We start from the raw sequence: 11,261 nt of genomic DNA on the forward strand, positions 1-11,261 counted from the left end.
CAGGCTGGGACACGCGGACACGCTCGCACGTCCCAGCCTGATCACGCAGCGAAACCAAGCAGATACCAGGCGCGATCTAGTGATGTAGTACTAGGCGGTGACGAGGGTCCGGGGCTCGACGGCGGCGTGGGCGCCGGTCCTGCGCCCGCGCAGCAGGAGCAGAGCCAGGACGGCGGCGCCGAGCACCCCTGCTGCGGCGCCGAGGAAGGCCGTTGACATGGCCGCGTCGTAGGCGTGGCGGGCGGCGTCTGCCAGAGACGGGTCGGCCACGGCGGCGGCGATCGCCGACGGCCCGGCCAGGCCGCCACCGACGCCCAGCACGACTTGGGCGATGGCCCGCTTCCCAGCCGAGGGCGCGGAAGCGGCGCCGAACAGCACCAGGCCGGTGACCATGACCTTCCGCCTGCCGTACCGGTCGGACAGGGAGCCGGCGGTGCGCAGCAGGCCGGCGAAGACCGGCATGGAGGACTCCAGGATCCACTGGATGTCCTTCGCGGCGGCGCCCAAGTCGGCGGCCAGGGAGGGCACGGCGACCGTGAGCGCCATGTTGTCGATGACCAGTACCAACGTGCTCAGGCACAACACGGTGAGGATCAGCCGTCGGCGTGGGTGGGGGCGTGCATCAGGGTTCCTTTCAACGCGCACACCGTACGCACCGGCGCGGGTTCGCCGAGGGGGTTCAGCTGGTCAGATCAGTGAGACGTGGCCCGAACGATCACCGGGTCTCCCGTGGGGCGGCCGAGGCGGTCGCCGATGACGCGCAACACCCGCTCAAGCCCGCTCCACAGCCGAGACTCCATGTCGGCGTGCGTGGAGTCATGGCCGGGCAGCACGGTGTGCACCCGGTGCGAGACCCGGCTGATGCCGTCTGCGGCCGATGTCACCGTGTGCACACCGCCGTACCAGCTCTGTACGGCGACGGCCCGAAGACCCGGATCAACCGCGATGTCGACCTGACCGTCCGTCCCGGCGACCACGGCTCGGTACGAGCCTGTGAGGTCACCGGCGAGCACGGTCATCGCGCCGCGTCGCGCGGCGGACATGCCGGCCAGCACGAGCAGGTTGTCGTCGCCCACCCGGCCGGGCTTGACGGCCAGCAGCAGGTCGGCGACCGCGTCGGCAGGGGCGTCGACCGTGCCGGCCACCTCTCATCGGGTGGGAAGCGCGGTCAGCGCGGAGAGCAGAGAGCTCATCGAGATGGCCTTTCCGGGGGAGCGGAGGGGGTGTCGGTCACGTCACTGAGACTGGCACCCACGCCGCCACCTGCGGGAGGGCGCCGGCCCGCCGGTGGGCAGCCAGGCGACTAGCCAACCCCGCTGGCCTGCGGTTATGCGGCGACGCCCGGCTGTCCCAGATGTGGCCCCGGCGGGACAGCTGTCCCAGGTGTGTCCCAGGGCGGGACAGAGGACGGGCGGGGCACCGCCCGCTCACCCGTCCGCCGGGTCCCCTCCCGGTTCGAGATCCATCGCGGCGAGCACGCGGCGGGCCTCGGCCTCCAGATGGCGAAGACCGAGGGTCGTGGCCAGGTCGAAGGCCTGTCGCAGGTGCCGCGCGGCCTCGCCGCGATCGCCGGCCGCGAGGCAGGTCTCGCCGTACGGTATGAGGATCGGGGCGGCGCGCAGCCGTTCACCGGTCTCGTGGATGATCCGCAGGGCTTCCGCGTGATGATCCAGCGCCTCCACGACCCGGCCCAGGGCGCGGGCGGCCACCGCGATGTCGGTCAGGCTCAGCGCCTCCGCGATCCGGTGGCCCGTCGCCCGGGTCTGGGCCAGTGCCGTACGGAAGAGCTCCAATGCGCCCGAGGCGTCACCCGTCCCGAGCGCCACCGCGCCGTGCACGCGCAGAGCCATCGTCTCCAGATGCAGGTTGTCGATGTCCCGAGCCGTCTTGACCGCTTCGGTGGCCGCCTCGTGAGCCTCTGCGAATCGGCCGAGTTGAACCAGCGCGTGACCGATCCGCGCACGCGTCACCACATGGCCCTGCGTGGTGGTTGCTTCCGGCTGCAGATCGGCGGCCTGCCGCAGAAGGTCGATGGCCTCCTCGAAGCATCCGTCGTCCATCTGCCGTTCGGCGAGCCGCTGCAACGCCATTTCTTCCCCGTCCCGGTCGCCTGCCTCCGCCATGAGGGCCCGAGCGGCCCGGTAGTCGGCGCTCGCCTCGGCCGCGCGGCCCGAGAACTGCCGGGCGATGCCGCGCCGGTAGGTCAGCCAGGCCGCCGCCCGCCGGTCGCCCAGACGTTCGGCGGCGGGGAGCGCGGCGTCCAGTACCCGGCTCCACCGCTCCATTCCGCCACGTCTGCCGAAATAGACGCCCATGACCTGGGCGAGCCCGGCCGTAGCCGTGTCGAGGCCGAGCTCCACCGCCAGTCCGTCGTGGTCGCGGGGGGCGCCCGCTACTACACCCGGCCGGGCATCGCCTTCGTGCCGTTCAGCGACGCCTCGCCCATCGAATACGGGCTGTTGTGGCGGGCAGGCGAGGAGAACGCCCGGGTACGGACGTTCATCCAGATCATCCGCGAGATCCAGGCGCCTGCGAGCCGTCGAGGCTGACCGCGAACGCCTGCGGGTTGTCGAGCATGACATTGTGACCGGCGTCGGCAACGGTGACGACCCGCACACCCGACGCCTCCAGCTCCGCCCTTCCTTCCAGCGGCTGGGACAGGGCCCCGACCAGGAACGTGCGCGCAATCGTCAGCTCCATCAGCAGCTTCCTGGCCGACGGGTTGGTCCCGGCGCGCAAGCCGTACGCGCTGCGATGCAGCGCGACGGGATCGGCCAGACGCATGGTCGCGGCCCACAACGGCCCGACCCGGTCCAGAATCCGGGCCATCCCACCCTCGGCGAACTCGGTCTCGGTGAAGCTGGTGACGCCGACGGTGCCTGGCGCGGGCGGCGGCACCGGATCCAGGACGGCCTCGGCCAGGACCAGCCGCGACACCAGATCCGGCCGCCGGGCCGCCAGCACGATCGCCACGGCGCCGCCCATGCTGTGCCCGACGACCTCGGCCCCGTTGACGCCCGCGGCATCAAGTGCCCTGGCCAGCGCGTCGGCGTGATCCTCCAGCCGGTAGCCGAACTCGGCCGGCCGGTCGCTGAGTCCGAAACCCAGCAGGTCCATCATCAGCGTCCGCCGCCGTGCCACGGACGGCAGTGTCATCACGTGGGTGAAGTACGCCGCCGCCTGGGCTCCGGCGCCGTGCACGCATACCCGCGCCGGTTCGTCGCCCGCGATCTCGACCCAGCGGATCTTCGCACCGTCGGGTCCGGCTACCGCGTCCTTCATGTTCTTCCTCACTGTGCGGATGCGCGCCCGGCTGGATTCCGGGCGCGCGAGATCCTACTCGGCAGGCGGGTGGGACGACGGGGCTACCCGCCGGAGTTCCGGCGCAACGTGCTGGATCTGCTCGAGGCGGGCCGCGAGGCCACTGACCCGGCCCACGCTCTCGAGACCAGCACCCAGACGATCTACACATGGCGGCGGCAAGACCGCATCGACCGCGGCGTGGAGCCCGGTCTGACAACAGCGAGCAGATCGAGTTAGCGGCCACCAATATTCGAGCGGTACACCCTCAAAGCCTTCCCTGGGAACAGTTGAACGCGGCGAGGACCAATCGCAGGCGGATCGCCGCTTCCCGTCCGTTCGCGGGGACGGCTATGCGGACAGCCGATCCAGCCATTCCGTCAGTAGTCGCTGTTCAGCGTGGCTGAGAACCCTCTGGTCGGGCAGCGCGGCGCGCAGGGCGCGGGCGGCACCGGCCGGGCCCTGTTCCTGCACGACCGGTTCCTCGTTGGTGACGGCGGTGATCATCGCTTCGCGCAGCGCGCGGAGGAGGGCGGTGTTGCGCTGAGACTCGGGCAGGGACAGCCAGGTCAGGACGGCGCCGCGTGCGGTGGCGTGGATGATCTGGGCCGCGAGGTCCTCCTCGACGCGCAGCAGGCCCGCGACGGCCAGGCGGCGGATGCGGTCAGTGAGGAGTTCGAGGCCCATCCGGAAAACGATGGTGGACCGGGCGGGCTCGCCGTACATCAGCGTGTACAGCGCGGGGTTGGCCAGTCCGAACTCGACCGCGAGGTCCCAGCCAGCGCGTAGTTCCTTGATCGGGTTCTGCGGGTCGGGGTCGAGGTGCTTGGCGGCCAGGAACCGGGTGAAGCCGTGTGCGGCCACGGCCTCCAGCAGCCCCTCCTTGTCGCCGAACAGCCGGTACAGGGCCGGTGGTTGCAGTCCAGCGGCGTCGGCGACCGCGCGGGTGGTGATCGCGTCGCGGCCCCCGCGTTCCAGCAGGTCGATCGTGACGTCGATGATCCGGCGGCGGGTCTGCTCGCGCGCTGTGGCGCTGGGCTCCGCGGCAAGCCCTGCGGGGTTCGGGTCAACCGGCATCTATCAATGATAACGCCGTCTGGGTACCGGAGGTATTATCAACGTTAACAGCTTTAGGTGGACGACGTTAGTAACGGTGATAGCGTGGCTACTCCTCCACCGGAAACACCAGTGCAAGGAGCGTCACCATGTCCGACCGTCTGCGGATCATCGGGGTGGAAGAGACCGTCGTCGTACCCGCCGTCTACGAGGCGTATCAGCGGGCCGGATCGCCGCAGATCCCCGCCCGCGGCTTCGGCGACAGCCCGATCGCCAAGAACCTGCGCGAGGCCGGTGAGCAACGGCTGGCCCACATGGACGACCAGGGCATTGACCTCGCCGTGCTGTCCCTGTCTTCGCCGGGTGTGCAGGACCTGCCGGAGGCCGACGCGATCACAGTGGCCCGTGAGGCCAACGACCAGCTCGCGGAGATCGTCGCCTCACGCCCCGACCGATTCCAGGCGTTCGCCGCGATCCCCACCCAGCTGCCGGCCGCGGCCGCAGCCGAGCTGGAGCGGCGGTGGGCGAGCTGGGCTTCCCCGGCGCCATGCTGTACGGCCGCACTGGGGACAAACTGGCCGACCACCCGGACAACGACGAGCTGTACGCCACCGCCGAGCGGCTCGGTGTGCCGCTGCACTTTCACCCGCAGATGCCGGTTCAGCCGGTGATCGACGCCTACTACTCCAACATCGGCCCGATCGGCACGCCGCTGGCCGGAGCGGCGATCGGCTGGTACTACGACCTGGGCGTGCAGTACCTGCGGATGATCTTCTCGGGTGTCTTCGACCGGTTCCCCGACCTGCAGGTGATCGCTGGGCACTGGGGCGAGGTCGTCCTGTTCTACCTCGACCACACCGGATTCTTCGCCCAGGCCGGCGGCCTTCAGCGGCCGCTCGCGGATTACTTCAAGCAGAACTTCTGGGTCGCCGGAAGCGGCACCAACAGCCCCCGCTACCTGCGCTGGACCGTCGAGGTCATGGGCACCGACCGGATGCTGTACTCCACCGACTATCCCTTCACCTACGGCTTCCGTCCTGGCGGTTTCCCCTATGTCGACACCAGCAACGGCGCCGCCCGCTCGTTCCTGGAGGACGCGCCCTTCACCGACGAGCAGAAGGCCGACATCGCCCACCGCAACTGGGAACGCCTCACCGCCCGCGCGGCCGAGCGCTCGGCGGTCTGAAGCATCACCACCGGCTGGTTACTCACCCTGCGCTTGACGTGCGGCCCGTGCGGTGACGCGTTCAATGGCCTGGACGGCGACATCGGGCTGGTCGACGTAGATGTAGTGGCCGCTGTTCGTGGCCGTGCTCAGCTTGCTGCCGCGGGACAGCGCGAGCCACTTGCGCTGACCCGCGGACCACGCCTGCTCCAGGCGCGGCCCGTACTCGGGGACGGCCGCGAGGTACGGCTTCCCATGCTGGATCACCTCCACCGGGAGGTTACCGGCGGAACGGACCTTGCCGTCGGTGATGACGAGCTTCTCCGGGTTCTCGCCCTGGAATATCGCGAGGTTCTGTGCGCGTACCTCGGCCGCCGGCCCCTTGGCGGACTCGGGGATCGCCTTCGTGATGTCGCCGGCCATGGTGGGTGGGGTGGCGTCCATCAGGACCAGCCCCTTGACCCTGTCCTGGTGGTCGGGGGCGTACCTGGCGGCGATCAGCCCGCCCAGCGAGTGCCCGGCCAGGACGACCGGGCCGTCACCGGCAATCCGGTCGAGCACTCCGGTCAGGATCTTGCCCGTGCTGGAGAAGCTCTGCGGGCCGTCCGGCTGGTCGCTGGCGCCCGCGCCGAGCCGGTCGTAGGAACAGACCCGGTTCTGCCTGCTCAGCGTCTTCTGGACGGCGGCCAGCTTGTCCAGCCCATCGCCTGCTCCGTGCATCAGGATGATGACCGGCCTGCCTTTCTCCGGGGCGCCCGAACAGGACACGTTCACCGACCGCCCCGCGACGTCGATCTTCGCGGTCCCGGAGATCGGGGTGGCATCGGCTGTCCGCGTGGCGGGGGAGAGGGGGTCCCAGTTCTCCACCGCGTCGCCGTCGCAGCCGGCGACCCCCGCGCCGAGCATGGTGCAGCACAGCGCGGCCACGACGGGTGTCTTGATCTTGCGGAGCATGAGGTCCTCCAATGAGGGAGTCGGCGCCGGGTGAGGCGCACGGCGGTGTAGCGGGAAAGCGGACGGAGCGCCGTGGCTGCGTCGTAACGCTATGGATCGGGCGGTCCGGGATCGTCCCCATGCGGTGGACATTTGCCGGTAGCTCGTGTGGGGGACAAGCGCGGCCTGCCCGGAAGGACCGAGATCGTTGCGCTCTGTCGTGCGGTGCGGACGCCCGCCGGATATGTACGCCATCCGCGGCGACGTCGAACGCGGCGGCGTCCTGCGACGAATCGCATGTGCGCCAGTCCCCCGTGCGAGCTACGCGCGAATGTCCACCGCACGGGGACGATCCCGGACCGCCGGATCCCTAGCGTTTCTCGGCGTAGCGGTGGCGCCTCACCGCAGTCCCCCACGTAAGGGAGTCGTCATGCGGTTATTGAGACAGCTCGTGCCCGTCGCGGTGGTCGCCTTCGCCGGCGGCGCGATCGTGGGCGCGGTGAAGGAAAGCCCGCTCCTTACCCTGGTCCTGGGTGTCGCGACGGCCTTGCTCGCCGCGCTCGTGTACGCCCGCGTGGTGCGGTGGTCCGAGCGCCGGGCACCTGTGGAGGTGGCGGCGCGAGGCGCCGCCCGGGCCATCGCGCGAGGGGCGCTGATCGGGGTCGCGTTGTTCGCGGCCGTCATCGTGAACATCGCTCTCGTGGGCGGTTACCGGATCGACGGCCCGGGCTCGCCGGCGGGTGCGGTCGGGCTGCTCGGCTTCATGGCCGCCGCCGCGGTGACGGAGGAGCTGCTGTTTCGCGGCATCCTGTTCAGGATCGTCGAAGAACGCACCGGGACGTGGTCGGCGCTGGCGCTGACGGGCCTGTTGTTCGGCCTGTCGCACCTGCTCAACCCGCACGCCGACCTGTGGGGCGCGATCGCCGTCGCGGTCGAGGCGGGCGGCATGCTCGCCGCCGCCTACGCCGCCACCCGCACCCTGTGGGTGCCGATCGGCGTGCACTTCGGCTGGAACTTCGCCGCAGCCGGCATCTTCAGCACCGAGGTCTCGGGCAACGGCGCGACGCAGGGGCTGCTGCACGGCGTGACGTCGGGCCCAGCCCTGCTCACGGGCGGCGAGTTCGGGCCGGAGGCGAGCCCATACGCGGTGGCGTTCGGCCTGCTGCTGACGGTCGTGTTCATGCGGCTGGCCCGCCGGCGCGGCAACGTGGTCCCGCTCCGGCGCGGCGCGACCACTACGCTCGCCCAATGATCGATCTAGGGCGGGTCACGGACCTGTGGCGGCGGTGCGACGTCGTGGTCCGGGACTTACCGTTCGGGCTGCTGCTGGCCGTCGCATCGCTCCTGCCGGCGCTCCACGGCAAGGGGACTCAGGTCGGCGACCTGCCGACCCGGCCCTTCGACGCGCTGGCGTTCGTGGTGATCGCCCTGGAGTGTCTTCCGCTCGCCGTCCGCCGGCGGTGGCCGGCCGTGTGCCTGGCTCTGGTGTCGCTCGGCTTCGTTCTCGACCAGCTCCGCGCCTACCACGTGTTCGCGAGCAACGCGATGCCCATCGCGCTCATCAGCGCGGGCGCCCACCTGGAGCGCCATCGGCGCGTCACCGTGGTCCTCCTCTCCATGGCGTACGTGCCGCTCGCGCTCGCGCTCGGCCGACTCGGCGCGAGCGAGAGGGTGGAAGGGTACGTGGTGTTCTACCTGGCTCTGGCCCTCGCATGGGGCATCGGGGCCTGGCTGCGCTCCTCCCGCGCCGCCGAGGCGGAACGCCGCCGCCACGTCGCCGAGGCCACCCGCGCCGCCGAACGCACCCGGATCGCCCGCGAACTCCACGACGTCGTGACGCACCATGTGACGGCGATGGTCGTGCAGGCCGAGGCGGCACGCTACCTCACCGCCGCGCCCGACCGCCTCGACGCGACACTGAGCGCCGTCACCGACACCGGCCGGCGGGCCATCACCGACCTGCGGCACATGCTCGACCTGCTCAAAGCCGATCACGATACCGACGTCAGCATGCCGTCCGCCGGCGACCTGGGCACGCTCGTGGAGCAGACCCGCCAGGCCGGGCAGCCGGTGGAGTTCACCGAGGAGGGCGACCCCGGGGAATCGGCGGGCAGCGCCGAGTTCGTGACCTATCGGGTCGTCCAGGAGGCCCTGACGAACGCCCTCAAATACGCCCACGGCAGCCCCACCGCGGTCTGGGTGCGCTACGGCGAGAAGGAGATCAGTGTGTCGGTCAGCACCGACGGCCCCGGCTCCAGGGCCGCCTCCCCCGGCGGGAGCGGGCGGGGCCTGGCCGGGCTGCGCGAGCGGGTGGACGCTCTGGGCGGCGAGTTCAGCACGGACCGGCAGGCGGACGGCGGCTTCGTGGTACGGGCCCGCATACCTGCGGGAAGCCGGTCATGACCGCGCCGGTCCGGGTCCTGGTCTGCGACGACCAGGCGCTGATCCGCACCGGCTTCGCGACGATCATCGACGCGCAGCCCGACATGGAGGTGGTGGGCGAGTGCGGTGACGGCCGCGCCGCGGTCGAGCTCGCCCGCCGGCTGAGTCCCGACATCGTCGTCATGGACGTGCGGATGCCGGTGCTTGACGGCATCGGGGCGACCCGCCTGCTGGCCGGCGCCGGGGTCGAGAATCCGGTCAAGGTGCTCGTGGTGACCACGTTCAACCTGGACGAGTACGTCTACGAGGCGCTGCGCGCCGGGGCGAGCGGGTTCCTGCTCAAGGACGCCCCGCCGGCGCAGCTCTTGCAGGGCATCCGCACCGTCGCGGCGGGCGCCGCGCTGCTGGCGCCTGAGGTGACGCGGCAGCTCGTCGGCAGGTACGCGTCCCGGATCCGCCCGGCCCGGGACACGCCCGACGAGACCGCGCTGACCCCGCGCGAGCTGGAGGTGCTGCGCCTGATCGCCGACGGCCGGTCCAACAGCGAGATCGCCGCCACGCTGGTGATCAGCCAGGAGACCGTCAAGACGTACGTGTCGCGCATCCTGACCAAGCTGGACCTGCGTGACCGCGTGCAGGCGGTGGTCTACGCCTATCGCAGGGGCCTGGTGACCTGAGGCACACCGCCCGGAAACCTCGATGGGGCGAACGCGCAGACGTCAGGAACTGTCCGTGGCCCTGTTCGACCATCAGCGCGCGGCCGTCGGCCCCGGTGCGGCGCGTGTGCGCGGCGAGCGGGCCGAGACGATGTCGAGCAGGTTGACGAGCCGATCGAGCTGTTCCGGGTCCAGGCGGCCGGTCGCGGGCGCCAGGGCACGCCGGATGTCGTCCTCCACGCGTTTGGCGAGTTCGAGCCCGGCCGGGGTCATGTACACCTCGACGACCCTGCCGTCTTCGGGGTTCTTGCCGCGTGTCAGCAGCCCCCGGCGCTGGGCGCGGTCGATGAGGCCGGACATCGTGGACTTGTCCAGGCCGAGGTAGGCGGCCAGTTCGGTGATGCGGGCGCGGCGGTCGCGGAGGATGCCGAGCACCCGTAGCTGGGTGAGCGACAAATCGTGCTCACCACCGATGCGGGTCAGCACGCCTGCCACCTCGAAGGTGGCCCGGACGAGGGCATCCACGACATCGTCGGCGGAGCTCATGCCGTCATGCTAGTCCGGCATGGTTGGCAATACCAACCATGCCGGAGCGAGGAAGGCAGACATCGACGCCCGGGACGCCTCGCGATCCGATCCCGCGCCAGGCGATCGACGGATGCGGCATCGATCACGCCGACTCTTCTTGACATGGTTTGTATTACCAACCACCATGAAGATGGTTTGTAATACAAATCATTTTCTGGAGGTCACCATGCACGCTGCCGTCATCCCAGCAGCCGACGCCCTGCCGGTCTATCGCGACCACCCCGACCCCGCGGAACGCCACCGCGACGAGCTGCTCGTCGAGGTCCTCGCGGCCGGCCTGCACCATCTGACCAAGGCCAAGGCGAACGGCTCGCACTACTCCAGCAACGGCATGTACCCGCTGGTCCCCGGCGTCGACGGTGTGGTACGCGACCAGGAGGGCAACGTCCGCTACGTGGCCCTGGACGACACAACTCTGGGCACGTTCGCCGAGCGCACCCTCATCGACCCGCGCCGCAGCGTGATCCTGCCCGACGGCATCGACCCCGTGCGGATCGCCGCTGCGATGAACCCGGCCATGTCGTCCTGGGTCGCGCTGCGCCGACGCGTCGACTTCCACGCCGGCCAGCGCGTCCTCGTCCTCGGCGCCACCGGCAACGCCGGACGGATGGCGGTCCAGATCGCCAAGCTGCTCGGCGCCGACCAGGTCATCGCTGCCGGCCGCGACACCACCCGCCTGAAGGCGCTGACCGCGCTCGGCGCCGACGAGACGATCACCTTCGACCAGATCGGCCACGCAGCCGACGTCGACGTGGTCATCGACTACGTGTGGGGGGAACCCGCCGCCGGCGCCATGATTCCTATGCTCACCGCCCGCGCCGACCGCACCGCCCCGCTGACCTGGATCCAGATCGGATCCATCGCCGGCCCAACCGCGCCTATCCCCTCCGCGGCCCTGCGCTCCGCCCGCCTCCAGATCGTCGGCAGCGGCATCGGCTCGGTCCCCGCCCGCGACTTCCTCGCCGAACTGCCGAAACTGGCCTCAGCGGTGACCGCGGGCGCGATCGACGTACGGGCGCGCGCCGTACCCCTCGTCCAGGTCGCGCAGGCATGGACCGCCGAGACCGACGACCGCATCGTCCTCGTCCCCTAGTACTACATCACTAGATCCGGATGACCTGGAGGCGTAGGCGCTGCTTGAAGTGGTTCCTGCGCGCCCTGGCTTGGTGGGCGCGGCGCTG

12 protein-coding genes are annotated in these 11,261 nt (G+C 70.7%); 5 read left to right on the forward strand and 7 right to left on the reverse strand.

Annotated features, from left to right (window positions below; all coding sequences use genetic code 11):
* Window positions 1-90: 90 nt before the first annotated feature.
* The 5 genes from ABZX22_RS44525 to ABZX22_RS44545 form a co-directional block, all read right to left on the reverse strand.
* Window positions 91-582: an MFS transporter gene (locus ABZX22_RS44525; protein WP_354923243.1), complete on the reverse strand. Its 492-nt coding sequence runs from the start codon at window positions 580-582 to the stop codon at window positions 91-93.
* A gap of 110 nt (window positions 583-692) precedes the next feature.
* Window positions 693-1,145: a hypothetical protein gene (locus ABZX22_RS44530; protein WP_354923246.1), complete on the reverse strand. Its 453-nt coding sequence runs from the start codon at window positions 1,143-1,145 to the stop codon at window positions 693-695.
* Window positions 1,146-1,427: 282 nt separating this feature from the next.
* Window positions 1,428-2,360, reverse strand: coding sequence for a tetratricopeptide repeat protein (locus ABZX22_RS44535; protein WP_354923249.1), 933 nt, complete (start codon window positions 2,358-2,360; stop codon window positions 1,428-1,430).
* 148 nt (window positions 2,361-2,508) lie between these two features.
* Window positions 2,509-3,282 (reverse strand): alpha/beta hydrolase, encoded by a 774-nt coding sequence (locus tag ABZX22_RS44540; RefSeq protein ID WP_354923252.1) that lies wholly within the window; start codon window positions 3,280-3,282, stop codon window positions 2,509-2,511.
* A gap of 369 nt (window positions 3,283-3,651) precedes the next feature.
* The gene (locus ABZX22_RS44545; protein WP_354923255.1) at window positions 3,652-4,377 is read right to left on the reverse strand and encodes a TetR/AcrR family transcriptional regulator; all 726 of its coding nucleotides are present in this window, start codon (window positions 4,375-4,377) and stop codon (window positions 3,652-3,654) included.
* Window positions 4,378-4,876: 499 nt separating this feature from the next.
* Between ABZX22_RS44545 and ABZX22_RS44550 the strand changes: the two genes are divergently transcribed.
* A complete protein-coding gene (locus ABZX22_RS44550; RefSeq protein WP_354923257.1) occupies window positions 4,877-5,542 on the forward strand; it encodes an amidohydrolase family protein in 666 nt (221 codons plus the stop codon).
* A gap of 18 nt (window positions 5,543-5,560) precedes the next feature.
* On the opposite strand, the gene ABZX22_RS44555 is transcribed toward ABZX22_RS44550, so the two are convergent.
* Window positions 5,561-6,475 (reverse strand): alpha/beta hydrolase, encoded by a 915-nt coding sequence (locus tag ABZX22_RS44555; protein WP_354923260.1) that lies wholly within the window; start codon window positions 6,473-6,475, stop codon window positions 5,561-5,563.
* A 409-nt stretch (window positions 6,476-6,884) separates the two neighbouring features.
* Here ABZX22_RS44555 and ABZX22_RS44560 point away from each other — a divergent pair, with 409 nt between their 5' ends.
* From ABZX22_RS44560 to ABZX22_RS44570, 3 genes are read left to right on the forward strand one after another with little or no spacing between them, the layout of a single operon-like run.
* Window positions 6,885-7,706, forward strand: coding sequence for a CPBP family intramembrane glutamic endopeptidase (locus tag ABZX22_RS44560; protein ID WP_354923262.1), 822 nt, complete (start codon window positions 6,885-6,887; stop codon window positions 7,704-7,706).
* Window positions 7,703-8,857 carry a histidine kinase gene (locus tag ABZX22_RS44565; RefSeq protein WP_354923265.1) on the forward strand — a complete coding sequence of 385 codons (1,155 nt, stop codon included), beginning with the start codon at window positions 7,703-7,705 and terminating at the stop codon, window positions 8,855-8,857. The genes ABZX22_RS44560 and ABZX22_RS44565 overlap by 4 nt, the downstream gene beginning before the upstream one ends.
* Complete coding sequence (locus ABZX22_RS44570; RefSeq protein ID WP_354923268.1) at window positions 8,854-9,513, forward strand: response regulator transcription factor; 660 nt, start codon at window positions 8,854-8,856, stop codon at window positions 9,511-9,513. Before ABZX22_RS44565 ends, ABZX22_RS44570 begins: the two co-directional genes overlap by 4 nt.
* A gap of 72 nt (window positions 9,514-9,585) precedes the next feature.
* On the opposite strand, the gene ABZX22_RS44575 is transcribed toward ABZX22_RS44570, so the two are convergent.
* Window positions 9,586-10,038, reverse strand: a complete 453-nt coding sequence (locus ABZX22_RS44575) for a MarR family transcriptional regulator (protein ID WP_354923271.1) — start codon at window positions 10,036-10,038, stop codon at window positions 9,586-9,588.
* Window positions 10,039-10,246: 208 nt separating this feature from the next.
* Here ABZX22_RS44575 and ABZX22_RS44580 point away from each other — a divergent pair, with 208 nt between their 5' ends.
* Complete coding sequence (locus ABZX22_RS44580) at window positions 10,247-11,173, forward strand: zinc-binding alcohol dehydrogenase family protein (protein ID WP_354923274.1); 927 nt, start codon at window positions 10,247-10,249, stop codon at window positions 11,171-11,173.
* The last annotated feature ends 88 nt before the right edge of the window (window positions 11,174-11,261 follow it).

Origin of the sequence: Nonomuraea sp. NPDC003804, assembly GCF_040610675.1 — a bacterium.
GTDB lineage: Bacteria > Actinomycetota > Actinomycetes > Streptosporangiales > Streptosporangiaceae > Nonomuraea.